Origin of the sequence: Cedecea davisae DSM 4568 (assembly GCF_000412335.2) — a bacterium.
Classification (GTDB): domain Bacteria; phylum Pseudomonadota; class Gammaproteobacteria; order Enterobacterales; family Enterobacteriaceae; genus Cedecea; species Cedecea davisae.
Genome location: NZ_KE161030.1, coordinates 2774107 through 2799160, shown reverse-complemented (window position 1 = coordinate 2799160; position 25054 = coordinate 2774107). Strand labels below are relative to the sequence as shown.

The 25054-nt window shown below is 54.2% G+C and carries 26 protein-coding genes, 3 tRNA genes and 1 riboswitch; of the genes, 13 read left to right on the top strand and 16 right to left on the bottom strand.

The genetic code is table 11. The features are described from left to right. Positions 1 to 227: 227 nt before the first annotated feature. The gene (locus tag HMPREF0201_RS12795) at positions 228 to 500 is read right to left on the bottom strand and encodes a helix-turn-helix domain-containing protein (protein ID WP_016537115.1); all 273 of its coding nucleotides are present in this window, start codon (positions 498 to 500) and stop codon (positions 228 to 230) included. 173 nt (positions 501 to 673) lie between these two features. Between HMPREF0201_RS12795 and HMPREF0201_RS12790 the strand changes: the two genes are divergently transcribed. Both HMPREF0201_RS12790 and HMPREF0201_RS12785 read left to right on the top strand, forming a co-directional pair. Further along, positions 674 to 961 carry a helix-turn-helix domain-containing protein gene (locus tag HMPREF0201_RS12790; RefSeq protein ID WP_016537114.1) on the top strand — a complete coding sequence of 96 codons (288 nt, stop codon included), beginning with the start codon at positions 674 to 676 and terminating at the stop codon, positions 959 to 961. A 176-nt stretch (positions 962 to 1137) separates the two neighbouring features. Continuing rightward, on the top strand, positions 1138 to 1452 hold the full coding sequence (locus tag HMPREF0201_RS12785) for a helix-turn-helix domain-containing protein (protein ID WP_016537113.1): 315 nt from the start codon (positions 1138 to 1140) through the stop codon (positions 1450 to 1452). A 69-nt stretch (positions 1453 to 1521) separates the two neighbouring features. On the opposite strand, the gene HMPREF0201_RS12780 is transcribed toward HMPREF0201_RS12785, so the two are convergent. Together HMPREF0201_RS12780 and HMPREF0201_RS12775 are read right to left on the bottom strand one after the other, a co-directional pair. Beyond that, entirely contained in the window at positions 1522 to 2793 is a 1272-nt protein-coding gene (locus HMPREF0201_RS12780) for a tyrosine-type recombinase/integrase (protein ID WP_016537112.1), read from the bottom strand. A gap of 161 nt (positions 2794 to 2954) precedes the next feature. Then, a tRNA-Asn gene (locus HMPREF0201_RS12775) sits at positions 2955 to 3030 on the bottom strand. 191 nt (positions 3031 to 3221) lie between these two features. Between HMPREF0201_RS12775 and HMPREF0201_RS12770 the strand changes: the two genes are divergently transcribed. From HMPREF0201_RS12770 to zigA, 8 genes are all read left to right on the top strand, one after another. Then, a complete protein-coding gene (locus HMPREF0201_RS12770) occupies positions 3222 to 3587 on the top strand; it encodes a hypothetical protein (protein WP_016537110.1) in 366 nt (121 codons plus the stop codon). Positions 3588 to 3635: 48 nt separating this feature from the next. Next, positions 3636 to 5522 carry a protein-disulfide reductase DsbD family protein gene (locus HMPREF0201_RS12765; RefSeq protein WP_016537109.1) on the top strand — a complete coding sequence of 629 codons (1887 nt, stop codon included), beginning with the start codon at positions 3636 to 3638 and terminating at the stop codon, positions 5520 to 5522. After that, positions 5519 to 6148 (top strand): DsbA family protein, encoded by a 630-nt coding sequence (locus tag HMPREF0201_RS12760; RefSeq protein WP_016537108.1) that lies wholly within the window; start codon positions 5519 to 5521, stop codon positions 6146 to 6148. The genes HMPREF0201_RS12765 and HMPREF0201_RS12760 overlap by 4 nt, the downstream gene beginning before the upstream one ends. After that, positions 6138 to 6641, top strand: a complete 504-nt coding sequence (locus HMPREF0201_RS12755) for a protein disulfide oxidoreductase (RefSeq protein WP_016537107.1) — start codon at positions 6138 to 6140, stop codon at positions 6639 to 6641. Before HMPREF0201_RS12760 ends, HMPREF0201_RS12755 begins: the two co-directional genes overlap by 11 nt. Positions 6642 to 6895: 254 nt before the next feature. Next, positions 6896 to 7813 carry a nitrogen assimilation transcriptional regulator NAC gene (gene nac, locus HMPREF0201_RS12750; RefSeq protein ID WP_016537106.1) on the top strand — a complete coding sequence of 306 codons (918 nt, stop codon included), beginning with the start codon at positions 6896 to 6898 and terminating at the stop codon, positions 7811 to 7813. Positions 7814 to 7919: 106 nt separating this feature from the next. Beyond that, entirely contained in the window at positions 7920 to 8867 is a 948-nt protein-coding gene (cbl, locus tag HMPREF0201_RS12745; protein WP_039898381.1) for an HTH-type transcriptional regulator Cbl, read from the top strand. Between the two features lie 387 nt (positions 8868 to 9254). Next, complete coding sequence (locus tag HMPREF0201_RS12740; RefSeq protein WP_016537104.1) at positions 9255 to 10799, top strand: methyl-accepting chemotaxis protein; 1545 nt, start codon at positions 9255 to 9257, stop codon at positions 10797 to 10799. Positions 10800 to 10945: 146 nt separating this feature from the next. Beyond that, on the top strand, positions 10946 to 12166 hold the full coding sequence (gene zigA, locus HMPREF0201_RS12735; RefSeq protein ID WP_016537103.1) for a zinc metallochaperone GTPase ZigA: 1221 nt from the start codon (positions 10946 to 10948) through the stop codon (positions 12164 to 12166). Between the two features lie 55 nt (positions 12167 to 12221). Here the strand turns inward: zigA and HMPREF0201_RS12730 are convergent, their stop codons facing one another. Genes HMPREF0201_RS12730 through tenA form a run of 4 tightly spaced genes read right to left on the bottom strand, consistent with a single transcriptional unit; the run spans position 12222 to position 15364 of the window. Then, positions 12222 to 13157 carry an ABC transporter substrate-binding protein gene (locus HMPREF0201_RS12730; protein WP_016537102.1) on the bottom strand — a complete coding sequence of 312 codons (936 nt, stop codon included), beginning with the start codon at positions 13155 to 13157 and terminating at the stop codon, positions 12222 to 12224. Positions 13158 to 13182: 25 nt separating this feature from the next. Next, positions 13183 to 13950: an ABC transporter permease gene (locus HMPREF0201_RS12725; protein ID WP_016537101.1), complete on the bottom strand. Its 768-nt coding sequence runs from the start codon at positions 13948 to 13950 to the stop codon at positions 13183 to 13185. Beyond that, positions 13947 to 14687, bottom strand: a complete 741-nt coding sequence (locus HMPREF0201_RS12720; RefSeq protein ID WP_016537100.1) for an ABC transporter ATP-binding protein — start codon at positions 14685 to 14687, stop codon at positions 13947 to 13949. The genes HMPREF0201_RS12725 and HMPREF0201_RS12720 overlap by 4 nt, the downstream gene beginning before the upstream one ends. Continuing rightward, on the bottom strand, positions 14684 to 15364 hold the full coding sequence (gene tenA, locus HMPREF0201_RS12715) for a thiaminase II (RefSeq protein ID WP_016537099.1): 681 nt from the start codon (positions 15362 to 15364) through the stop codon (positions 14684 to 14686). Before tenA ends, HMPREF0201_RS12720 begins: the two co-directional genes overlap by 4 nt. 60 nt (positions 15365 to 15424) lie before the next feature. Beyond that, positions 15425 to 15527: riboswitch (TPP riboswitch) on the bottom strand. Positions 15528 to 15686: 159 nt separating this feature from the next. Here tenA and HMPREF0201_RS12710 point away from each other — a divergent pair. After that, positions 15687 to 16709: an LLM class flavin-dependent oxidoreductase gene (locus tag HMPREF0201_RS12710; RefSeq protein ID WP_016537098.1), complete on the top strand. Its 1023-nt coding sequence runs from the start codon at positions 15687 to 15689 to the stop codon at positions 16707 to 16709. Between the two features lie 80 nt (positions 16710 to 16789). On the opposite strand, the gene HMPREF0201_RS12705 is transcribed toward HMPREF0201_RS12710, so the two are convergent. From HMPREF0201_RS12705 to mtfA, 3 genes are all read right to left on the bottom strand, one after another. Further along, entirely contained in the window at positions 16790 to 17116 is a 327-nt protein-coding gene (locus tag HMPREF0201_RS12705) for a gamma-glutamylcyclotransferase family protein (protein ID WP_016537097.1), read from the bottom strand. Positions 17117 to 17252: 136 nt separating this feature from the next. Continuing rightward, positions 17253 to 17328 (bottom strand) — tRNA-Asn (locus HMPREF0201_RS12700). Positions 17329 to 17428: 100 nt separating this feature from the next. Then, positions 17429 to 18226 carry a DgsA anti-repressor MtfA gene (mtfA, locus tag HMPREF0201_RS12695; protein ID WP_016537096.1) on the bottom strand — a complete coding sequence of 266 codons (798 nt, stop codon included), beginning with the start codon at positions 18224 to 18226 and terminating at the stop codon, positions 17429 to 17431. 94 nt (positions 18227 to 18320) lie between these two features. Between mtfA and HMPREF0201_RS12690 the strand changes: the two genes are divergently transcribed. Then, positions 18321 to 18410, top strand: a tRNA-Ser gene (locus tag HMPREF0201_RS12690). A gap of 222 nt (positions 18411 to 18632) precedes the next feature. Continuing rightward, complete coding sequence (locus HMPREF0201_RS12685) at positions 18633 to 18968, top strand: DMT family transporter (RefSeq protein ID WP_016537095.1); 336 nt, start codon at positions 18633 to 18635, stop codon at positions 18966 to 18968. An 18-nt stretch (positions 18969 to 18986) separates the two neighbouring features. Here HMPREF0201_RS12685 and HMPREF0201_RS12680 read toward each other — a convergent pair whose 3' ends face one another. The 6 genes from HMPREF0201_RS12680 to HMPREF0201_RS12655 all read right to left on the bottom strand — a co-directional run bounded on the left by HMPREF0201_RS12680 (position 18987) and on the right by HMPREF0201_RS12655 (position 25010). Continuing rightward, the gene (locus HMPREF0201_RS12680; RefSeq protein ID WP_016537094.1) at positions 18987 to 20312 is read right to left on the bottom strand and encodes an HdeD family acid-resistance protein; all 1326 of its coding nucleotides are present in this window, start codon (positions 20310 to 20312) and stop codon (positions 18987 to 18989) included. Between the two features lie 36 nt (positions 20313 to 20348). Continuing rightward, the gene (locus tag HMPREF0201_RS12675) at positions 20349 to 21617 is read right to left on the bottom strand and encodes an MASE1 domain-containing protein (protein WP_016537093.1); all 1269 of its coding nucleotides are present in this window, start codon (positions 21615 to 21617) and stop codon (positions 20349 to 20351) included. A gap of 114 nt (positions 21618 to 21731) precedes the next feature. Further along, a complete protein-coding gene (locus HMPREF0201_RS12670) occupies positions 21732 to 22214 on the bottom strand; it encodes a hypothetical protein (protein WP_244878513.1) in 483 nt (160 codons plus the stop codon). 496 nt (positions 22215 to 22710) lie between these two features. After that, the gene (locus tag HMPREF0201_RS12665) at positions 22711 to 23052 is read right to left on the bottom strand and encodes a DUF2493 domain-containing protein (protein WP_039898378.1); all 342 of its coding nucleotides are present in this window, start codon (positions 23050 to 23052) and stop codon (positions 22711 to 22713) included. 66 nt (positions 23053 to 23118) lie between these two features. Then, positions 23119 to 24771, bottom strand: a complete 1653-nt coding sequence (locus tag HMPREF0201_RS12660; RefSeq protein ID WP_039899349.1) for a Na/Pi cotransporter family protein — start codon at positions 24769 to 24771, stop codon at positions 23119 to 23121. Further along, on the bottom strand, positions 24771 to 25010 hold the full coding sequence (locus tag HMPREF0201_RS12655; protein ID WP_016537088.1) for a hypothetical protein: 240 nt from the start codon (positions 25008 to 25010) through the stop codon (positions 24771 to 24773). Before HMPREF0201_RS12655 ends, HMPREF0201_RS12660 begins: the two co-directional genes overlap by 1 nt. Positions 25011 to 25054 lie beyond the last annotated feature (44 nt).

Here is a 25054-nt window from a genome sequence, read left to right as displayed (position 1 = left end):
ATATAACCAAAAAAATAGTTTAAAAAACTTAATTGCATCTGAATGTGGTTAGATAATCTGAGGCACATTTCTTTGTACAGAGGGTAGGTTTGAAAAGAAAACGAGCATATCAATTGGTTCATGAACTATATTGAACCAATTGATGATGCTGTAAGGCTTAATCAGTCGAGAGTCAAAGTTATTGCTTTGGTTTTCTGAACGACAGGATAACAGAAACCTCTTATCAATTAATTGCATACATGGCGAATTTTTCGCGAAATTAATTGACCTTGTGAATCAAAATAACGATTAGGCCAAATTTCGCTGGCCTGTAACTCCAGTGCTTCCGCAATAAGCTGCTCTCCCTTTGGCCATGAGCGCGTGAGAGCATTTGCAAGTGTCGAAGAGCTGAGACCTGCTGCGCGTGATACGGCGGCAAGGCTGGTTTTGCGCTTATGGAGCGCTGCAATGATGTCGGCGGGGTGCCAGTCTGCTCGTTTCTCTTTCTGTTCAATGTGCATACATTCTCCTTTGGTATTTGACTTTTACTTTCCCTGGTAAAGAATAGCTTCATTTTTGAATCAAAAACAATCAAAAATGAAGTTTAAATTCATTAAAGAAAGAATTTATTTAAGAACGGGTTTCCGCGAGGAGAGATAATCGGTCTATATGGATCGATATCGTGAGTAACATAATGATTGGTAAAAGATTAAAATTATCTCGTGTGAACAAAGGCTTAAAGCAAGCAGAGCTCGGATGTCTCGCTGGACTGGATGAGGAAACTGCAAGTTCTCGTGTGAGCCAATATGAAAGAGAGGTGAGTGCGCCAGATTTTAGGTTGGTGTGTGAGTTTGCAAAGGTATTGGATGTCCCGGAAGCTTATTTCTATGCAGTAGATGACGATCTTGCAGCCTTGATTATACAGTATCATCGCTTCAGAAAAGCCAATCCACAGTCCACTATTCTTATTACTCCTCACTGAAGCAGGTATTCTCCGGGGTTACTTTTTTGACTGTTTTTTGTTCAAATTTGATTATCTCTGTCATTAGTAAATTTTTTCTTCAATTTTGAGCTAAAAATACACCAAAATAAATTTTTGCTTTATTCAGAAGAGAATCAATTCAAGATAGACGTGCCTTGAACCGTGATAATCGCTGTATGTTAATCAGGGAAGCAGGTGTTAGTGTGATTGGTAAACGATTAAGACTAGCGCGGGTGAACGCGGGGCTAAAGCAGGTTGAACTCGGTTGCCTCGCTGGAATAGATGAAGAAACGGCCAGTTCCCGCGTAAGTCAGTATGAAAGAGAGATCAGCTCGCCAGATTTTGGATTAGTTTGCCGATTTGCTGAGGTATTGGATGTACCGGAAGCTTATTTTTATGCGGTGGATGAAGATCTTGCCACGCTCATTTTACAGTACCATCGTTACAAGAAGAATAACCCTAATTCAGCATTAATGATTATCCCACAATAGCGCGATATATTTTCTATATGCTCAAGAACAGCCCCGATAAAGGAACTGTTCTTTTCACATTGTTAACGATCAGGTTGTTCTAATGTTTTCATAGGAATGTGCATAAATATAAGGTGCAATATATTCTTCCTGGTTTATATCCAGATAATCTGACCACCATTGCATCATGTTTCTCCGGGCATCCAGGTACTCTGCCTTATGGGTATAAGCTGCGCGTACACTGTTGCGTTCCTGGTGGCTCATCTGACACTCGACAACATTCTGAGGCCACAGGCCGGACTCCATTAGCGCACTACAGGCCATTGCCCGGAAACCATGACCGCAGATTTCATTTTTCGTATCGAAACCCATCAACCTTAGCGCCTTGTTGACAGCGTTCTCACACATTGGCTTGAGCGAATTATGGTCGCCGGGAAATACCAGTTCCAGATGACCAGAGATTTTCATTATCTGTTTTAGAATATCAATAGCTTGTTGGGATAACGGTACAATATGCGTTGTACGCATTTTTGTGCCTCGTCCTGAATAACGGACGCCAGGGATGGTTTGACGTGTGGCAGGGATTGTCCAGATGTTGTGCCTGAAATCAAATTCAGTCCAGCGTGCGAATCTTAACTCGCTGGAGCGAATAAAAAGATGCAGGGTAAGCGACAGTGCCAGCCGGGTTAACACTCTCCCTTGCCGATAGCCACCAATATGCTTCAGAAGTTCAGGCAAACGTTCCAGCGGAAGGGCAGGGTAGTGTCGTTGGACGGGAGGCGTTGTTACTCCTCTTAGATTTGCTGCCGGATTATTATCAATCAGTTCCTGGTGTACGGCATAGCGAATAATGCTGCACAGCTGCTGTCGGGTTCGTGACGCAACTTCCAGCAAACCTTTCTTCTCAATATCCTTCAATAAATGAATAAGATGATGGCTTTTTAGTTCTGTAACCGGCAGGTGCCCAATTATCGGGAAGATGTGGTTATTCATACTGGCGAGCAGGCGTGTTGCATGATTTTCTGACCAGCTTCGGTTGTTCTTGTGCCAGGCCAGGGCTATTGCCTTAAAGGATTGTTCCGGTAAGAGCCGTGTTTTATCAACCATGCGTTGCCGGGCAGGATTGATATTTTGTGTAAGTTGTTTACGGATCTCTTCCTGCTGCTGGCGTGCCTGAGCTAATGAGACGATAGGATAGGGGCCTAAAGCAAGCCGGGATTCTTTACCATTAAGACGGTATTTGAGATACCAAAGACGTGAACCGCTGGGATTGATTAAGAGGTACAAACCGTGAGAATCGGAGACTTTAAAAGGTTTATCTGAAGATTTGAGACTGCGGATTTTCGTGTCGTTGAGAGACATAGGGTGGTCACTCCATAATCGAACTGAAATGACCCCAGATCAGACCACCAATGTTTCCCGATGCGGAGGGATAACTGAAAATGCATCGGGAAGAGTTTTCACGCCAAATTATTGAATCTAAAACACATAAAGATTCGCAAACATGCATGAGAACTAAGATATGGCTCCTCTGACTGGACTCGAACCAGTGACATACGGATTAACAGTCCGCCGTTCTACCGACTGAACTACAGAGGAATCGTGTGAACGGGGCGAATATTAGCGAGGCAGGTCAGGCTTGTCAAAGCCTGCAATGCGCCTTTTGAATCGTTTGCCGATAAAACAAGCAAACCGGGCGATAAATCGCGCTCAGACATAACTTTACAGGGCAAAGATTGCCAATATTTCGCCAGCGGTTAAGATAAGCCGGGTTAAACAGTGAGGGCGTAATGGTCAAACAGCAGCGTATAGGGATTTGGTTTCTCTGCCTGGCATGTGTAGTGGTACTGGTGTGTACCGCGCAGCGCATGGCGGGTATGCACGCGCTGCAAATGGAAGCCGCCGCTACTACCCTGGTTGCCCAGCAGGATAACCCGCAGGCTGAAGACGCCGCCCCGGTGACCCCTTGTGAACTCAGCGCCAAGTCGTTGCTGAGCGTGCCGCCGGTACTGTTTGAAGGCGCGCTGCTTGCGCTTTGCCTGCTGCTTTCTCTGCTGGCACCGGTGCGCTCCACGCGCATGCCGTTCTTGACCCCCAGAGCCACTTCATCTCCCACCCTCAGGGTGCATCTACGCTTCTGCGTATTCCGTGAATGAAAAACCGGCTGTTACCGACAGTTAGTTAATCATTTACGGAGAAAAAACATGTTTACTCGCTTCAGGCTGGCGCTGCTCAGCTTGCTATTGCTTTGGCTGCCCGTATCCTGGGCGGCGGAAACCGGCTGGCTGACTTCGCCGGACAACGATCACGCCAGCGTCAGGCTGCGCGCGGATACCGCACCTAATAACGAAACTCGCCTGCTGCTGGACGTGAAGCTGGAGAAAGGCTGGAAAACCTACTGGCGCTCGCCGGGCGAGGGCGGCGTTGCGCCGTCTATTGCCTGGCAGGGAGAAATGCCAAAGGTGGAGTGGTTCTGGCCAACGCCGGCGCGCTTTGATGTTGCCGGGATAACGACCCAGGGCTACCACAACCAGGTCACCCTCCCGATGGTTATCAAAGGCACCGCGCCGGAGGCTATAAGCGGCGTGCTGACGCTATCCACCTGTAGCAACGTCTGCCTGCTGACCGATTATCACTTCAGCGTAACGCCTACGCATCAGGACGCTCAGTTTGACCATGACTTCGCCCAGGCAATGGGGCAGGTGCCGGTTGCCAGCGGGCTGACGGACTCTCTGAAAGTGGGCTATCGCCAGGGCGAGCTGGTAGTGGATGCCGTGCGTGCGGGGGGCTGGAATAAGCCCGGTCTTTATCTCGACCCGCCGGAAGACGCGGACCTCGGCAAACCGCAGTTCCGTATCGAAGGCGATAGCCTTCAGGCGACGGTGCCGGTTAGCGACAGCTGGGGCGAAGGCACGCCGGACCTGCGGGGTAAAGCGCTTACCCTGGTGCTGGAAGACGGCGGTATTGCCCAGCAAAGTACGCTGACTATCGGCTCCGCTTCTGCTGGCGCAGGAGGCAACAGCGGCATTCCGCTTTGGCAGGTCGTGCTGATGGCGCTGGTCGGCGGGCTTATCCTTAACCTCATGCCCTGCGTGCTGCCGGTGCTGGGCATGAAGCTCGGCTCGATCCTGCTGGTGCAGGAAAAAGACCGCGGCCTGGTTCGCCGCCAGTTTCTTGCCTCCGTGGCGGGTATTCTCGCCTCCTTTATGGTGCTGGCGCTGCTGATGACGGTCCTGCGCCTGACGAATCAGGCATTGGGCTGGGGTATTCAGTTCCAGAACCCGTGGTTCATCGGGTTTATGGCGGTAGTGATGCTGGTGTTCAGCGCCAGTCTGTTTGGCCTGTTTGAGTTCCGTCTTTCTTCGAATATGAACACCCGCCTGGCAACGCAGGGCGGCAGCGGCATGGCGGGGCATTTCTGGCAGGGCGCATTTGCCACGCTGCTCGCTACGCCTTGCAGCGCTCCGTTCCTGGGGACGGCAGTTGCCGTGGCGCTGACCGCTTCTTATCCGGTGCTGTGGGGGCTGTTCCTGGCCTTAGGGCTGGGTATGAGCCTGCCGTGGCTACTGATAGCTCTGCGCCCCGGGCTTGCCATGCGCTTGCCTCGTCCGGGCAAATGGATGAACTGGCTGCGCCGGATCCTCGGCCTGCTGATGCTCGGCTCCGCTATCTGGCTGGCGAGCCTGCTGCTGGTGCATTTTGGCATTTCCTCCGGCAAGCCTGCGCAGGAGAACATCGCCTGGCAGCCGCTCAGCGAGCAGGCTATTCAGGACGCGCTTGCCCAACACAAGCGGGTATTTATCGACGTCACGGCCGACTGGTGTATCACCTGCAAGGCCAATAAATACAACGTGCTGAATAAAGAAGATGTGCAGGCCGCATTGCAGGCCCCGGACGTGGTTGCCCTGCGCGGCGACTGGACGCTGCCTTCCCCGAAAATTACCGATTTCTTAAGAAGCCGCGGCCAGGTTGCCGTGCCTTTCAACCAAATTTATGGCCCGGGGCTGCCGGAAGGCAAAGTGCTGCCGACGCTGCTGTCTCGCGATTCGGTGCTGAGCACCCTGGACGATGCCAAAGGATCTAAACCATGAAATATCTCTTCATTCTGTTTTTCGCGCTGTTCTCCGGGCTGACTATGGCCGCTAAAGAGCCGGCCGCGCCGTTTTCCGCCGAGCAGCAAAAACAGCTGGAGGTGCTGATTGAGCAGGCGCTGTTTAACGATCCGGCCAGCCCGAGCTTTGGGGCGAAAAAGCCGGTTTTAACCCTGGTCAACTTCACCGATTACAACTGTCCTTACTGCAAGCAGCTGGACCCGATGCTGGAAAAAATCGTCCAGAAGTATCCGCAGGTTGCGGTGATTGTGAAACCGCTGCCGTTTAAAGGAGAAAGTTCGGTGCTCTCCGCGCGTACCGTGTTGACCACCTGGCGGCAGCATCCTGACCAGTTCCTGGCTCTGCATGAAAAACTGATGCAGAAAAAAGGCTACCACGATGCCGCAAGCATCGCCGCTGCGGTTGAGAAGAGCGGCGCAACGCCGGTTACGCCGGATGAAAAAAGCATGGAAACGCTGAGTACTAACCTCCAACTGGCCCGGATTGTTGGGGTTCAGGGAACGCCCGCCACCATTATTGGCGATGAGATGATCCCCGGCGCGGTGCCGTGGGAAACGCTTGAGGCAGTAGTAAAAGAAAAACTGGCGGCGGCCAATGGTCAGTAAGCTGAGGCGCTGGCTGCGCGAAGGATTGATTTTGCTGATGCTGCTGGCCGCCGTGATGCTGGCGATGGACTGGTGGCGAGCGCCGCACTCGCCGCCGGCTTTTGACAGCACGCCGCTGCACACTCTCGACGGGCAGACCGTCACGCTGGGGGCGCTTAGTGCTGAACGCCCGCTGCTGGTCTATTTTTGGGCCAGCTGGTGCGCGGTTTGCCGCTTTACTACGCCGGATGTGGCAAAGCTGCAAGCTGAAGGGAACAACGTCATGACGATTGCGCTTCGTTCCGGGAATGAAAGCGAAGTTGCCCGCTGGCTGGCGCGTAAAGGCGCGAGCTTCCCGGTGGTTAACGACGCGGACGGCGCTATTTCCCGAAGCTGGCAGATTGGCGTAACGCCAACGCTGGTGGTGGTAGATAAGGGTAAAGTGGTCTCCAGCACCAGCGGCTGGACCAGTTACTGGGGCATGAAACTGCGCCTGTGGTGGGCCGGAGTGTGACCGGGCGTGTCGGAACCTATCCGGCACGCTGTTTTCAGTCTCAGAATGCACCTTCGTGGTGCATTCATACCTCTTATGGGGCATAAGCAAAACCCCAGTTTCATTAATCATCCCCGAAGTCTTTATTAGTTTCTCTTATTATCCAGCCTGTTAACGCGTTTGTGCCATAAACGAGAAATGTGGCAAGCATATTGCAAAACCCATTACGACATCACTGCCATGACTGGCACTGGCATTCCGTAATAGGGGGCAAAATGAATTTAAGACGACTGAAGTACTTCGTGAAAATTGTTGATATTGGCAGCCTGACCCAGGCCGCAGAAGTACTGCACATCGCACAGCCGGCTTTGAGCCAGCAGGTTGCCACGCTCGAAGGGGAGCTGGACCAACAACTGTTGATCCGCACCAAGCGCGGCGTCACGCCGACCGAAGCAGGCAAAATTCTTTATGCCCACGCGCGCACTATTCTGCGCCAGTGCGAACAGGCCCAATTGGCGGTGAATAACGTCGGCCAGACGATAAACGGGCAGGTTGCTATCGGCCTCGCGCCTGGGATGGCGGCTTCCTCAATTACTATGCCGCTGTTACAGGCGGTTCGCGCCGAGCTGCCGGACGTGCAGGTTTATCTCCACGAGAATAGCGGCTCGCAGCTGAATGATAAATTACTGAGCGGCCAGCTCGATATGGCTGTTCTCTACGATCGCACGCCGACGGCGGGGCTGATTAGCCAGCCGCTGTTGAAAGAAGATTTGTTCCTGGTCGGCACTCGCGATTGCCCCGGAACCACGGTTGATTTATCCGACGTAGCGGCGATGAACCTGTTCCTGCCGCGTGACTATAGCGCGGTGCGCAAGCGCGTGGACGAGGCTTTCTCCCTGCGCCGCCTGACGGCAAAAATTATCGGCGAAATTGAGTCTATTTCGACCTTAACGGCGGCTATCGCCAGCGGAATGGGCGTCACCGTGCTGCCAGAGTCTGCTGCTCGTTCGCTGGCTGATTCCTCCGGCGGCTGGATGGCGCGTATTACCAGTCCGTCGCTTAATTTGCCGCTCTCCCTCAACCTTTCTGCTCGTCTGCCGCTGTCGCCGCAGGCCCAGGCGGTAAAAGATATTCTTATGTCTCTGGTGACCCGTCCGGCGCTGGAAAATCGCGAGCTGATGTTGGTGGGCTAAGCCTGCTTATTACTAAATGGAATAGGTTGCTGGTTTTTATTATTTGTCCCGCCGGGGCTGTGACTTTAACAATGGTGTAAAGAACAGTTACGATCCCGGGGGCGATGTGAATTTCCAGCAACTTAAAATAATCCGCGAGGCGGCGCGACGGGACTACAATCTCACCGAAGTCGCCAATATGCTTTTCACTTCTCAGTCGGGCGTCAGCCGCCATATACGCGAGCTGGAAGAAGAGCTTGGGATTGAAATTTTCATCCGTCGTGGCAAACGGTTATTAGGTATGACCGAACCGGGTAAGGCGCTGCTGGTGATTGCCGAGCGCATATTAAATGAAGCCAGCAACGTGCGACGGCTGGCCGATTTATTTACTAACGACACCAGTGGCGTACTGACCATTGCCACCACCCATACCCAGGCGCGCTATAGCCTGCCGGTTGTTATCAAAGCCTTCCGCGCATTATTCCCCGAAGTTCGCCTTGAACTGATTCAGGGAACGCCCCAGGAAATTGAATCTCTGCTGCACAGCGGCGCGGCGGACATTGGCATTGCCAGCGAACGCCTGAGTACAGATCCGCTGGTGGTCGCCTACCCGTGGTTCCGCTGGTATCACAGCCTGCTGGTTCCGCAGGGCCACCCGCTGATTCATGCCAGCCCGCTGACGCTGGACGACATCAGCCGCTGGCCGCTAATTACCTACAGGCAGGGAATTACCGGGCGTTCACGTATTGATGAGGCTTTTACCCGACGCGGGTTGACGGCGGACGTGGTGCTGAGCGCACAGGACTCCGACGTGGTGAAAACCTATGTTGAACTTGGCTTAGGCATCGGGCTTGTTGCCGACCAGGCCAGCGGCGAAGAGGGGAGTAGTCTGGTAAGGCTTGATACCCGCCACCTGTTTGACGCCAACACCGTCTGGCTGGGTATCCGGCGCGGCCAGCTTCAGCGCAATTATGTCTGGCGCTTTATCGAGCTGTGTAATCCCGAGCTGTCGGTGGATGAGATCAAACGCCTGGCGCTGGAGCCGGAAGAACCTGCGATTGATTATCAGATTTAGTAATTCCCTTTCCCCGCTGTGGTATTTCCAGTCATTGTTAATGAAATATTAAGTAATTAAATAAAGCAGCAGCACAGTGCGTTTATATACACTGTGCTCTTGCTGTATTTGAAAATTTAGTGTGCGAAAAATTCTTCCCTCTGCGAAATATGATTTAAAAATAATCCCTATCGCAAATTATCGATCAATCATTAAGCCATTAATAGTCCAGGGCTATCCATGTGGCCAGGCCATGCGAAAAAACCGATCAAATTCATAAAGTTAATCTGAATGTATCCGATAAGCCTGTACGAGGTGATTCCATCCCTTTGTGTTTATTTCATCTCTGTGGTTTCGGCCGCAGGGGATTTTGCACATTCATAAAAATATGCTTCCCAGGGAGAAAAAATGTCACTACATGATGTGAAAATTCGCAGCAAATTAACGCTGGCGATTGCCTTTTTTATTTTATTGATGGTCTTCAGTTCGGTACTTTCTTTGTTAAGCCTGAACCGGGCAAATACCGGTATTCAGACGATTGTTAATAGCGATTACCCCACCACGGTTAAAGCGAATGACCTGGTTGATAGCTTTCAGGAATTCGTTAACACCCAGCAATTGATGCTGCTGGACGATGCCGGTACGTTCCGTGAGAAGTCAGAAAAGCATCTGGGTGAGCTAAGTGCGCACATTACCGCTCTGCTTGCTGACCTGAGCAAATCAAGTACCGACGCGGCTTCGCAGAAAGCGTTGCAGGAATTGGCCGCCATTCGTAAAGAATACCTGGACTCCCGCTTCCGTATTTTGCAGGCCGTGCAGCAAAACAATCGCCCGGCTGCATTACAGGAGATGATGGGAACCACGATTCAGGTACAGGAGAAATACAAGGCTAAAGTTCAGGAACTGATCGCTATTCAGAACCAGAAAATGGACGCCGCCGGGCAGCGTGTGGATAAAGATTACCGTTCCAACCGCCTGATTATGATCCTGCTGACGCTGCTCAGCATCGCGCTGGGTACGGTGATTGGCGTCTTCATTGTCCGCTCTATTACCCGCCCTCTGGTGCAGGCGGTCGAATTTGCCGAGGCGATTGCCGAAGGCGACCTGACGCGCAGCATTACCGTAACCCATAAAGATGAAACCGGAGAACTGCTGCAGGCGCTGATGAGCATGAAAGTGCGCCTGCAAGAGATTGTCCATCAGGTTCAGCAGGGGTCAGAAACCATCTCCTCGGCGGCGGCGCAAATTGTTGCCGGTAACCAGGATCTGGCGGCGCGAACCGAAGAGCAGGCCAGCTCGGTTGAGCAAACGGCGGCTTCAATGGAGCAGATAACCGCGACGGTTAAAAACACCTACGATCACACCAACGAAGCGACCAAACTCTCTTCCGAAGCGGCATCTGTGGTGAAAAACAATGGCCAGATGATGTCCCAGGTCACCAGCAAAATGCGCGTGATTAACGAAACGTCTAACCGTATGTCGGACATTATCAATCTTATCGACTCCATCGCCTTCCAGACCAATATTCTGGCCCTGAATGCGGCGGTTGAAGCGGCTCGCGCGGGAGAACATGGGCGTGGTTTTGCAGTGGTTGCCGGTGAAGTTCGCCAGCTGGCGCAGAAAAGTGCCTCTTCTGCGAGCGAGATCAGAAGCCTGATTGAAAACTCCACCACTCAAACCCGCGATGGCATGGGGCTGGTTGAGAAGGCAAACGCCCAGATTGCCGGGATGATCAGCAACGTGCAGGAAATGGACAGTATCCTCGGCGAAATCAAGCAAGCGAGCCAGGAGCAAACCGACGGTATTTCGCAAATCAACAGCGCCATCGGCATGATTGACTCCACCACGCAGCAGAACTCCGCGCTGGTGGAAGAGTCCGTTGCCGCCGCCGCGTCGCTCAACGATCAGGCTCAGCAACTGCGCGACCTGGTTCGCGTTTTCCGCCTGCGGTAATCTCCTCGTCACTTCCGTTAAGCCAGCATCCGCTGGCTTTTTTCATTTCTCCAGCCCGTTTTTTTAGCCTCCGGCATGACAATACAACTCATTATTGTTATGTTATAACATATCAATAATGGCTATGAAGTCAGTAAGGAGTTGCAATGTCATCGTTAACACAGGCGAATAAAGGGGCGAAAAAGCTGCCCGTTACCGTGCTGTCCGGGTTTTTGGGCGCCGGGAAAACCACGCTACTGAACCATATTTTAAATAACCGGGAAGGGCGACGCGTCGCGGTGATTGTCAACGATATGTCCGAAGTGAATATCGACGCTGCGCTGGTGCGCGAAGGTGGCTCAAGCCTGACGCGCACCGATGAGAAACTGGTTGAGATGAGCAACGGCTGCATTTGCTGCACGCTGCGCGAAGACCTGCTGGTGGAAATTAGCCAGCTTGCCAGGGAAGGGCGCTTTGATAACCTGGTAATTGAGTCAACCGGGATTTCCGAACCTCTGCCGGTCGCAGAGACGTTTACCTTTGTGGATGACAAAGGCGAAAGCCTGTCTGATATCGCGCTGCTCGATACCATGGTAACGGTGGTGGACGGTTTTAACTTCCTTCGTGATTATGAATCTTATGAGAGCATTCAGTCGCGCGGGGAATCGATGGGGGAAGACGACGAACGCACGGTGGTTGACCTGCTTATCGACCAAATTGAATTTTGTGACGTGCTGATCCTCAATAAAACGGATCTTATTGGCGAAGAAGAGAAAAAGCGGCTGATGTCCGTGCTGCATTCCCTCAACCCGAGGGCCAAAATCATCACTTCGGCGTTTAGTCAGGTGAGCCTTGACCAGGTTCTGAATACCGGACTGTTTGACTTTGACGCCGCCGCACAGGCTCCGGGCTGGCTAAAAGAGCTACGTGGCGAACATACTCCTGAAACGGAAGAGTACGGTATCCGCAATTTTGTTTTTCGCGCTCGTCGCCCCTTCCATCCGGCGCGTTTCCAGATGGTTGCCGATGCTGGGTTAAAAGGCGTTCTTCGCTCTAAAGGTTTCTTCTGGCTGGCGAGCCGCCCGCAGTATGCCGGGTCGTGGTCCCACGCTGGCGGCGTGATGCGCCAGGGGCTGGCGGGGATGTGGTGGGCAAGTATTCCCCGCGAACAGTGGCCGCAGGATCCTGAAAGCCTCCGGCACATCATGAACAACTGGAAGGACGGCATCGGCGATGCGCGCCAGGAAATCGTTTTTATTGGCATTGATATGGATGAAGCTGGCCTGCGCGAGAAGCTGGAATATGCTTTGCTCACCGATACCGAAATGGCGGAAGGTTCGCAAGCCTGGGCGAAATACTACGATCCAGTTGATGCGTGGTTTGAATAGCAGAAGCCTTACCCGGCCCGGCTGCCAAACCTGAAGGCAGCCGGGTTTGTCAGGTTTAATGCAGTTCCAGAGCGTAATCGTCCACCGGCGTGATTTTCTTAATCAGCTTATTATCAAACAGGAACTGCTCGTAGGCCTGATAACGTGCGCGATCGAGCTTTGCCGGGTCTGCGGCAAACAGCGGAAGGCTGGCCTGCCAGGCCAGTTTATTCAGCGGGGTGTTTAGCTCAGGATGTTTTTTGGCGAATGCCAGCCAGGTTTCCTGCGGGTGTGCCTGAAGATACTCATTGCCTTTCTTCAGCGCGGCGAGGAATTTCTTTATCTTCGGCTCTGCCGTCGTTTTACGGTTGGCAACGATAATCAGCTCGTCGTAGGCCGGTACGCCGTAGTCTTCAACGTTGAACACGACCGGATCCTTGCCCTGAAGTTTTAGCTCCTGCGCCTCAATATTACGATAGCCGCCAATTACCGCATCCACCTGGCCCGCCAGCAGGGCGCCGGTCAGCTGGAAGTTCACGTTAATTAACTTCATATCGTCAGGCGAAATATGCTCATGGGCGGCCATAGTCGCAAGCGTGGCCTGTTCGATGCCGCTAACCGAATAGCCAATTTTTTTGCCTTTCAGGCCCGCCGGGGAAGTGATGCTTTTATCCAGGGTCATCACCGTGTTCAGGGGGGTGTTGATAAGCGTGCCAACGCGAACCAGCGGCAGACCCTGGTCGGCAAAGAAATGCAGCTGCGGCTGGTAGGTAATAGCTAAATCCGCCTGCCCGGCGGCGACAAGGCGAGGCGGCAGAGCCGGGTCGGAAGGCGGGACAATTTTGAAGTCTAATCCTTGTTCTTTAAAAGCCCCGATCTGCTCGGCGACCAGGATTGGCGCGTGATCCGGATTAATGTACCAGTCGAGCACCAGAGTCAGTTTTTCAGCAGCGCCAGCCTGAGCGGCCATCGTCGCGCCGAGCAGCAGCCCGAAGGCGGTTTTCTTCAGCATTTTGTTCCCTTAATAAATAGAGACATCATTCGTTTTCCGGCACCCAGGTAATCAGGTGCCTCAGCAGCGCATCCACCGCCAGCCAAAGCAGGACGGTCATCAGCACCAGAATAAACAGCGCGGCAAAGCAAACGTCGGCCTGCATGCGCGCGTTGGCGTTCAGCATCACGTAACCCAGCCCCTCGGCCGAGCCGACCCATTCCCCGATAATCGCGCCGATTGGCGCAACGGCGGCAGCCATGCGCAGGCCGGAACCGAATGCGGGCAGCGCCGCCATCAGCCGGACATGCCTTAACTGCGCCCGGCGTGAAGCGCCCATGGTTTGGGCGAGATCGAGATAGTCGCCGTTGACCCGGCGCATTCCGTCAAAAAAGGCCGAAACCACCGGGAAAAAGATAACCAACACCGCCATCGCCACCTTGGCGCTCATCCCGAAACCAAACCACAGCACCAGGAGCGGCGCGAGGGCAAACACCGGGATCGCCTGGCTGGTGAGCACCAGCGGCATCAGCCAGCGTTGCAGGCGGGGCGAGAAAATCATCCCCAGCGCCAGCAGCGCCCCCAGCAGTATGCCGAGCAGCAGGCCGCTGATAATTTCAGATGCGGTAACCAGCGTGTGCCAGGCAAGATAATCCCGGCCATTCCACAACGCCTGCGCTACGGCAGTGGGAGAGGGCAGCAGAAAAGCAGGAATATCGCCCAGAGTGGCCAGCCACCAAAGCACCACCAGGCCGACAAATACCGTCAGACCCCGGCGCAGGCGATCCAGGGCGTGTTCTTTCTCCCCGGTCATTGCGCGGCCCTCATCAGCTGTTGCAGCAGCCCGGCCTGGCTTCTCAGCAGGTCGGGATCGTCCGGCGCACGCGGAGGTTGCCCGGCAACAACGTGCGTATCGTCGATACCCGCAGGCCAGCGCGACAGCACCAGGATACGGTGGCTGAGGCGGCAGGCTTCCATCGGGTCGTGGGTTATCAACAGCACGGTATTCTCCGCCAGCAGCTCGGCGGCCAGATCCTGAATTGCGGTGCGGGTGATGGCGTCCAGTGCAGAAAACGGCTCGTCCATCAGCACGATGGGCCGACGTTCATATAGCGTCCGTGCGATGGCGGCACGCTGGCGCATACCGCCAGAGAGCTCTGCCGGTAAGGCGCGAGCGTGACCGCTCAAACCTACCCGCTCAAGCAGATGAGCCGCCCATTGCCGGTCAACCGTTTCACCCCGCAGGCGTGAGCCAAGCGCCACGTTTTCTTCGATAGTCAGCCACGGATAAAGCAGGTCTTTTTGCCCCATCCAGGCCATTCGTCCGGCAATGGGCTGCCCATCGCTGCCGGTAACGCTCCCGGCGTCAGCCTGCGCAAGCCCGGCGATTATCTTCAGCAGGCTGGTTTTTCCCGCGCCGCTGGCCCCGAGCAGGGCAACAAAACTGCCGCCTGCAATATCGAAGTTCAGCTTCTCGAAAATGACCTGCTTACCAAAGTGCAGGCTGAGATCCTGCACCTGAATGCCGGGTGGGGTTAGCTTGCCGGTCATGAGGCGTTTAGCCCCATCTGCCAAAAGGCCGACTCCAGCCGGGTGGCGGTGGTGAAAATCTCCGCCAGTTCAGGTAAGCGGCTTTCGGCACCGCGCTGGTGGCCGACGGTTTCCAGCAGGTTGATAGAGGCCTGCACTCCGGCCAGATAACCTTCGTCACCGTAATTGCGTATCCACGAAGCATAAGGATTGCCTTCCATCACCGTGGCAGGACTGTGCAGCAGGTTCAGACCAATTTCAGCGTAACCTGCCACGCAGGGCATCAGGGCTGCCAGCAGATCGAGCGTGTCGCCGGAGTGGCCTATGTCCAGTACGTAGCGGGTGTAGTTTATGGTTTCCGGCGCTTCCTGCTGGGCAACAATTTGCTCTTCGCTTAAGCCCCAGCGGGTGCAATAGGCGATGTGCAGCGGTAGTTCGGCAACGATGGCATTGAGCGACGCGGTGGCGGTGCGCATTTCCGGCAGGGTGCGGAGTTTGCTGACCAGCAAGGCATAGGCACGGGCAAAGTGGATCAGGAATAGATAATCCTGGGTCAGATAGCGGCGAAACGCGGCTTCGGGCAGTGTGCCGACGGCTAATTGCTGGATAAACGGGTGAGCAACGTAGTCCTGCCAGTGGCTACCAGCCTGCTGGCGTAACCGTCCGTAAAGACCCTTTTCGAAAAGTGGGGTGAACATTGGACCTCCTGAATAAGTGGAGATCCGGGCACGCTGGGGGTGAGAACAGGCCATAGGCTAAGCGCTATGGCCGACCGTCCCTTCGCTGGCATGACCCAGATCAGGTTCAAAGGGTTCGGCTTACGCCATCTCAGCCCATAACAGGACACCCCTCGGAGGTGCCTGTTATACGATATTTACTTTTTGATTACAATCGCCGTCGGGGAGCCTGGCGGCTGGCGTAACTGTTTCGTTTAGTGCGGTTTACGGAGATTTCGCTGGCGCAGGAGGCGCAATTTTTGTCACTGTAAGCCTGTGATTTCGAGTCTGAGGATAGTCCCCGATGAAAAAAATTGGTTTTCTGTCGTTCGGCCACTGGTCGCCTTCTCCCCAGTCCGGCATCCGTTCAGCGGCCGACGCGCTGTTGCAGTCCATCGATCTTGCCGTTGCCGCCGAAGAGCTGGGCGCGGACGGCGCTTATTTCCGCGTTCACCACTTCGCCCGGCAGCTTAGCTCCCCGTTTCCCCTGCTGGCGGCCATTGGTGCAAAAACTAAACGTATAGAAATTGGCACCGGCGTTATCGACATGCGCTACGAAAACCCACTCTATATGGCGGAAGATGCCGGAGCGGCAGACTTGATTTCCGGCAGCCGTTTACAGCTCGGCATCAGCCGCGGCTCGCCCGAGCAGGTGATCGACGGCTGGCGCTACTTCGGCTATGTTCCTGCCGAAGGCGAAACCGAAGCCGATATGGCTCGCCGCCATACCGAAGTCTTTCTTGAAGCGCTGAAGGGGGAAGGCTTCGCGGAGCCTAACCCGCAGCCGATGTTCCCAAATCCGCCCGGCCTGCTGCGCCCGGAACCCTATTCCGCGGGATTGCGGGAGCGTATCTGGTGGGGTGCAAGCTCTAACGCCACCGCCGTGTGGGCGGCGCAGCTGGGCATGCATCTGCAAAGTTCGACGCTGAAAAACGATGAAACCGGCGAGCCGTTCCACATCCAGCAGGCTAAGCAGATCCGCGCCTACCGCGAAGCATGGAAAGCGGCGGGGCATACCCGCGAGCCGAGAGTTTCTGTCAGTCGCAGCATCTTCGCCCTGATGGACCAGCGGGACCGCAGTTACTTTGGCGGCAGCGGCAAAGAGGGTGACCAGGTCGGCTATATCGACCAGCAAACCCGAGCTATCTTCGGGCGCAGCTACGCCGCCGAGCCGGAGCTGCTGATCAAACAGCTGGCGCAGGACGAAGCCATCGCCGAAGCCGATACCCTGCTGTTAACCGTCCCGAACCAGCTGGGCGTGGATTATAACGCGCACGTTATTGAATCTATTCTCAAATACATCGCGCCTGAATTGGGCTGGCGTTAAGCGAAGCTAAAAGTCGATTTCAGCTAAAGCTAATGTCCGAATATTCCAAAGCCTGCCGTGGCGGACATGGTGGGCTTTTTTTAGCGCGGCTGTAGCTGGTAAATCCAGGCGGTAACCTTCTGGCCTTCGAGGGTTGTGACCTCGACCTTAACGCGGTCGTAGCCATCTTCAAACTCGTCCAGCATTGGCCAGTGCGCATGGAGATTGCTGGATAAGAACAGGTAGCCCTGAACCTGAGGGCCATCTTTATCCAGCACAATGCCGGGGAAGTCAGCGGCAGCTCCCCAGCCTCTCTCATAAAAGGTACCGGTCACATAGCCCGGCAGCCACTCACCGCCGATGTTCTCCATAATGTGAGCATTGGAATGACCGGGGCGCAGCGTACCGTAGACAAATAACGAATCCATATTTCCTCATCATTTAAAGCAATAAGAAGCCAGCAGGGAGCATCGCTCTCAAAATACGGTTTAATGATTTGGCCCGCAACTGAAATGCAAAACAGCAAAAAGCCCGCTTAAGTTTCCTTAAGCGGGCTCTCGAATATGGCTCCTCTGACTGGACTCGAACCAGTGACATACGGATTAACAGTCCGCCGTTCTACCGACTGAACTACAGAGGAATTGTTTCAACGGGGCGCATGTTATCGTTAGCCATAAAAACTGTCAACAGTAAAAGTAACGTATTAATTCGTATGATTAATTTTGCGCCGTGTTGTTGATTTAATGCACCGTGTTTCCGGCCACTCCTGGGGTGTTTTCCCGATCAACCAGCCGTTGCAGCGGGTCTTGTCCGTAGAACTGGCAAAAACGTTGGTAAAGTGAGGCGAAGCGAGGCGTGAAAAGCTGCGGGGCGCTGAAGAAATATTCGGAGAGCACCGCAAAACATTCCGCCGGATCGGTGGCCGCATAGGCATCAATGCTGGCGGCGTTTTCACCCACCATATCGATTTCATCCTGGATGCTGTCCATCGCCGCATGGAGGTCATGCTCCCAGCCTGCAACGTCGCGCAGGGCAATCAGCGGTACGCCGCTGGCGCGGTCGCCGTTGCGGGCGTCCAGCTTGTGGGCGACTTCGTGGACTATCAGGTTAAAACCGGAGGCGTCGAAAGAGTCCTGCACGTCCAGCCAGTTAAGCACCACCGGACCCTGCTGCCAGCTCTGCCCGGACTGCACCACGCGCTGGCTGTGAACCAGGCCAAAATCGTCCTGCCATTCGTCATCGACGATAAACGGCGCGGGGTAGAGCAGCACTTCATGAAAGCCGTCCAGCCACTCGATACCCAGCTCTAAAACCGGCAGGCAAAATAGCAGCGCAATACGGGCGGACTTTAGCTCATCCAGTTCAAAACCCTGCACCGGCACCAGCCGTTTTTGCTGTAAAAAACGCTCGGCAAGGGTAATAAGTTTTTGCTGCTCGGTTTCACTGAGTGGCGCCAGCACGGGAATGGCTAACGCCTGCTCCCACGGCAAAGCCGGGGCAGCGGTTGAATCACTTGCTTTCCAGGGCCACTTAATCATGTTACTTGCTCGCAAAGTCATCGTTTGAACAGAAACGAAAGAACGCAGGCTGTTAAAATGCCGCATAACCTGGCATTATGGCAACCACCAGAACGGAGAGATGCCGGAGCGGCTGAACGGACTAGTCTCGAAAACTAGAGTAGGGGCAACTCTACCGGGGGTTCAAATCCCCCTCTCTCCGCCATTCTTCGCCGCACAACTTATCACCTGGCTTGTGCAGCAGGGTAGTTGTTTACCCACCCTTAGTTCATTCTGTGAACCAGATCTTGTAACCTCTTCATTCGCGGAGCATTGCTGCCGTGAACATCGCATTTATTTTAATCTGCCTTTCATTTTCTTCTTGTTGATATTTTGGCCTGGGTTAAGTTCTATAATTCAACCAGGATTTTCAACTCAAGGAAAAACAATGCCTAATACCTGGATTATTCTCGCTATTTCTATCTGCGCAGAAACGCTGGCTACCACCATGATGAAAGCCTCTGACGGTTTCAGTCGATTAGTACCCAGCATCGTGGTGGTGGTGGGCTATGCCGTCTCATTTTACGGCCTGTCGCAGGTTGTCAAAACCATGAATATCGGCATCGCTTACGCCATATGGGCGGGCATGGGGATCTTCCTGGTTTCCGTGATGTCATTCCTGTTTTATAAGCAGAAACTCGATCTCCCGGCCCTGGCAGGCATGCTGTTCATTGCCGTAGGGATTATGATTATTCAGCTGTTTTCGAAGTCCGTTACCCATTAACAGGCACTTTCAGGGCGGCTACTTCTCCGCCTTTTTGTCTTCGCGCCATTTGTAGGACACGCGCTGATACCATGGTTCCGGCACGGGATGAACGATGCTGCGCAGCGCTCTGGCGTAATCCATCACCAGCCCCGGCGTCCAGGCCATAGACACGGCGCGTTTACGAACCTGAGCGGCTATCCAAAGTTCGGGCATTGCGAGTGTTCTGAGTATGGATAGCCAGCTTTTACTGCGCCTGGACAGCACGCCATCCAGCGAGGCCTCCAGCGCATAGGCAACGCTGCTTGAGCAATTGCGATAGGTCAGATTATAGGTTTTGGTGAGCTTGTAGGCGCTCCAGAAGCGCTGTAAGGCTTTGCCGTTGTACTGGTGGAAGTAGATTTTGCGATCTGAATGGCACCACTCAGCTGCCTCCGTGGCATAGTCCGGCTGGAACGTGCCCGGAACGTCGTTATCGCGTGTTGCCTTGAGGGTATTTAAAAACTCAGACGGTGAGCGGTCGATGTCCTCTGCCGGATAAAGACTGATGTAGATACCCGGCGGGACCTCCAGCGCGGCATGGCCGGTTGAAATCACACCTTCGGTATCCACGGCGGCGATATAGCGATTGATCACCGGCCGGGGGATGGTCGAAGCGCTGGCCGTGCCTTCCGGGGTCCAGATATGCACCGTTAATGGTTGGCTAAAATCGGCGCCAGACGAGTCTACCGGCTTAGCTTTTGTTTCAGCACCTTTCTTCACTTCAAAGTTCATTCCCGCGGGCACCAAAAGCTCAAATACAGAGGTGCCTTCTTTCAGACGTGCCACACGAAGCGCAAGCCGTACGGTATGGATGCCGCTGAAGATCATTAGCGTTCCCAGGAAGAAGGAGACGGTGGCTTTGTAGTGAGTCGGCCAGGGGCTGAACATGAAAATGGCGAACACGATCTGCGCCATGCCGGTGACCAGCGTACTCTTCCAGTGCGGGAAACGAACAATCCACGCGGAGAAAATCACAAACAGGCCAATCACGAAGTAGGCAAAGCCGAATACGATTGCCAGCAGCAAGTTGCTATAAGATTGATTCGATATGATAAGCAGCGAGACGAAACAGAAGACCCCGCCTTTAAAGTAAAGCACGGCCTTTTGCGCCCCAACGCCGCCGGAGGCAATGCTCAATGTGACCAGGCTTTCCATCAGTAATAGCAGGCCAAAAAAACGCAGAGGGAAATAGGTCACGCCGTCCAGGCCATCAAGAAATATAGCCAGCCCGAGCAGGCCCCAGAGCCCACCCAGCAGGATCAGGTATTTAACCCGGGAGCGCATAAAATCAACGCCGAACAATAACAGGGCAATCTGAATCACAAGCTTTCCGCTCCTTAAAAGTCATCACATCCGTGTTTAGATAGCCAGATCGTAATGACTGGTCTGCCAGTTTCCGACAATAATCCGCGAGCCGCCGTTGGACATGGCAACGCCGCCGCTGTCAACCAGCGTCAGCCACTCGTCGTTATTCGTTTTTATACGGAATATCAGCGCGCTGTGCCTGGCCTTAGCCGGGGTAAACCAGTGTTGCCGAAGTTTTTCCCGATCTGAAGGGTGCACATGCCGGAGCACTCGCTCCACGGTGTTGAACTCATCCGGGGAGGCTGAACCCAGCAGGGAAGAGAGATCGTTCTCCCAGTTAAATACGCCCGTGGCAGGCTCCAGTCGATAAAGCACGCCGTTCCCGGCTAGCCTGCCGGTGTCCGGGTTGAAACGGTTAGTTGAACGTCTTACCACACGCACAAACACGATAAGCAAAGCCGCGGCTGAGAGATAGCTCAGCGCCAGCAGCAGTGACTCCGTGAAGCTGAGGCCATGGAGAAAGAAAGGCCCCTGATGCTGGTCGGTAAAGTGGATAACGATTGCCCCCAACGCCACCAGTCCGATGGACCCGCCGCGGTTACCCCATACCAGAGAAAGCATCATGGTCAGCACAATCGGCAAGCAGGAGAGAGCGAAATAGAGCGCGGCGGCTTCGGTTCTGAGCCAGGTCCCCTTGTAGTCGAAAATAAATGCCGTTGCCGCGCAGAGCAACAGCAGCAGCGCAAGACCGGCCAGGCGGGTGGGCCAGGAGGCGGAAGCCGCGGGCCCACGTTTATTCACGAAGCCCATCACCACGGTCGTGGCGAAGAAGATCCCCGTGACATCGGCAACGAACCCGTTCCAGATGGTTTTTGTCATCGGCTGGTCGGTGATAAAGGCGTAACCTCCGCCGACCAGCAGCGCATCTAACAGGCTGACAATAAAGGTGGAGCATATCCACAGAAGGATGACATGCAGGTCGTCATTAGCGCGCGAGAAGCGTCGAACAATCCAGGCGATGAGCACGTTAGCAGGCATCGCCAGCAGCGAATACCCCAGCGTGGTGACAAATATGGGAACGCTCTGCCATGCCACATCAAGCAACACGCTCATTAATGCGAAAATAAGAATAAGCACAGGATAGTCGCGCCAGCGGGCGGACAAAAAAGCCGCTACGGCAACGCCGGAAGGAAACCAGACGATAGCAATGGCAGAATTTGGATCGTCAAATTTAAGCGATATCAGTCCCGAGAGATAATATACCCCGCCCCACAAGAGCAGGATAAAGGTTCGCTGTAGCCAGGAGGGGAAATACGTTTTCATTTCTCGTCCATTTTTGATTCAGAGAAAGCGCGCTGCATTCCGCTGTGGATCTATGTTTAGCTTTAATGCTAACAACCCTTTGCCGAAAAACAAAGGGGGGCCGTATGTCGGCCCTCAGACCGCATGCCGGGTGTCAATTTTGTTCGGCGAGGAAAGATGCCCGGCGCTGGCTCCGGTGGGCTGAATTTGCGCCTCATCCTGATTGCTCTCTATGACGGAATGCTCATGTATTTGCCCATAGGGTCTGCTATCTGCGGCGATACTTTGTTTATTGAAGCCAGACCGTGATTCTGCGTCAGGGCGCAAGCAGCGGGCAGCAGGAGAGGGAAGTAAAGCTACGCGCAAGGTTTCCCTCAGCCCTCTTTGTACCCATTTCATCGCCTGATTGGGCATGGCCGAGACGGATATTTTACCGGCCAGCAGGCAGGGCTTAACGTTCCAGACCATCAGCAAAATATCCTTTCGGGTTCCGGCGTCGGTGGTATGGCGAATCTTTGCCGCAGATAAATGCGAGCTGGCCTGTGCTTCCCAAGTGTAAACAAGCAGGGAAGCCGGAGGATTCAGGTCATTTGTCGCCTTCACCGGGAGCTTCAACATGCCGGTAACTATCAGTATAGCCAGTAAACCCGGCAGTATTATGCTGCACAGAAATAGCAGGCGCTCGCTGATTCTTTTCAGAAAAAATAAACGTGTTTTGAACCCGGACATCCGATGCTACCCCAGGGCTGGATCCGCCGTTTCGGTGAGGAAACGGCCATCAAGCAACCCAAACTTAATTAACGAATCAGCAAACCCGGTTATGAAAAAATTAATTTGCTGTAGATAAAATGATCTAAAAACGAGGGTTTATTATTCTTTATCCCAATGATCATCCTCTTACAGAGTAAATACCGGCTCAACGAAAAGGGATAAACCTCATTTCATAGCGATTTTACACTTATCCGGCTTTCATTTCTGGAGTTTTATTATGAATCTGGTGTTTTTTGTAGTTTTATGTTTTTATTGTTTTCGATTGGGCGGGGGGATCGATTGTATCCTGAGCAACGGTGGAAAACGGTGCCGATCGATAAGCAGCGCCGTTTTCCTGTAGGGACTAAATCTCAATCACTCTGATTCCGGCTTTTTGCGCCATTCTTATGCATTCCGCGGTATCTTCCCCTCCGGGGAAAGCCAGCAGTACGTCGGGGCGGCTGTCCTGGAGCATAAACAGGTTACGGCGCACTTCGGCATATTTCCCGTGCAGTGCCCAGTTTGCCGGATAGCGGATGACGTGGATATCGGTTCCGCGCGCCCAGGTCTCGATTATTCCCCCCAGCGCCTGATGGCCGCCGTGGATTAAAACGTTGATGCCCTGCGTGCTGGCGTAAAGCTCCAGTACGCGGGTCACGGTATTGGTGTCGGCATAAAACCGACCCGAGCAGATTAATACTCTCACTGGTCTGTACCTTAAAGTTGCTTTCCCTGAAAAAACGTTCTTCCGCGCACGGCGGTTATTGTTTTTTTACACTTCCGCCGGAGGGTCAATAAACAGCGGTTCTTTGTCGCCCAGGCGGTCAATTACCGGGTAGGCCACGGCGGCGATGTGGTGATGTACCCGGCGGTAATCACGCAGCACGCGCTGGAAAATATCGCCGGATTCAGCCCAGGTATTTTTGTCGTCGCGCAGATTTTTAAAATGCTCGCGGCTGGCAGAGGCTTCGAGCTGGCGAATAGTCTCTTTGCGCTGCACCAGCTGGTGCGCGGCGGACAAATCTTCCCCCATGAAGGCGGCAATCCCCAGCCGCAGGCTGGTAAGGATCTCGGCGTGCAGCAGGCGGATGTTGTTCAGCTCAAAATCATTAAACAGCTCGCCGCGTCGCGCCCGGCGCGTAGCCAGCTGGGTCAGGTTGCTGGAAATAATGTCTCCGGCATGCTCAAAGTTGATGATAAACATCAGGATTTCTTGCGAGCGGTCGGCGTCTGCATCGTTTAGCCCGTCCTGGCCGATGTCCGCGAGATAGGCGCGCACCGCCGCGCTCAGCAGATCAACCGACTGGTCAAGGTGGCGAATTTCATCGGCGGCCTGTTTCTCCTGGGTGACAAACAGCACCAGCAGGCGGTCAAGCATGATGGTCAGCATGTCCGCCGCCCGCAGCGATTCACGTACCGAATTAGAGAGTCCGATATAGGCCACCTCCAGCCCGGCCTCGTCCAGATACATCGGCATACCGGGGTCGCCAACGCGCTCTTCCTCGGGGAAAATACGCTCCAGCATGCGCGCCATTGGCGCGGTCAGGCCGATAAACAGCAGCGCCAGTACCGCGCTAAAAGCGGTATGGAACCAAACAACTAACTGCGGCGTGCTCAGGGCCATTTTCGCAGCTATATCCGTCAGCAGCGGCAGCAGAATCAAAGCCAGCGCGCAGCCGGACAGGCGTACTATCAGGTTACCCATCGGCAGGCGGCGAGCCACGGCGGAACCGGCATTCAGTACCGGCGGCAGCGCACCGCCTATATTTGCACCCAGCACCAGGACCATGGCGGTCGCAGGCGATATTGCACCGGTTCCGGCAAGGGAGGCGATCAGCAGAATAATCGCCACGCTGGAGTGGCAAATCAGGGTCAGCATTAAGGCAACCAGCAGCGCGATAAGCACGTCGCCCTCCAGCCCCTGCATTACGGCGTGGAACACCGGCGTGGTTTCAATTTCTCCCAGCGTGCTGCCGAGCATATGCAGGGCGAGCAGCATCAGCCCGAGGCCAATCAGCGCGCATCCCACGCTCTCGAAATTCGAGTGATCGCGCAGTTTAAACACCACAAAACCGGCCAGGATCAGCAGCGGAATGGCGATTTCGGTATTAAAGCTCATCAGCTGTACCACCAGCGTGGAGCCGATGTTCGCGCCGAGCATGACCGCCAGCGCCGGGGCGAGGCTAAGGGTTCCTGCGGCGGTAAACGAGGTTGCCATCATGCTGACCGCGGTGCTGCTTTGCAGGATGCCGGTAATGCCGACCCCCGAGAGCAGGGCGGTCCAGCGGTTGGTCAGGTGGCGGCCCATCCAGTTGCGCAGCGGCGTGCCGAAGCCGCGCTGTAACGCGGTGGAAATCATATGGCTGCCCCAGAGTAGCAGGGCAATGGCGCCAGCCAGGTTAATTAACAGAGTAGTTCCGGACATCATTTATTCCCCCTCTTAAGGGCGGGTGTAGTAACAAAACGCAGTAACCTGATCGAAAGACGATTTATGGCGCTGGCGAGATTGAGTAGTGATTTAGAGTGCTGATAGTTAATTTTTCCCCCGGCGTACCATGCCAAAGCACGAACGCGCAGGGTGCGGGTTATTTTCATTAAAAATAAAATCATCAAGGCGATGGTCCTATTTTTAATCAGGAAAATAATGGAATGGTGCTTTTCCATAATGCATTCCAGCTTTTATTGCTTACCTGAAAGGTGCCGCCGCA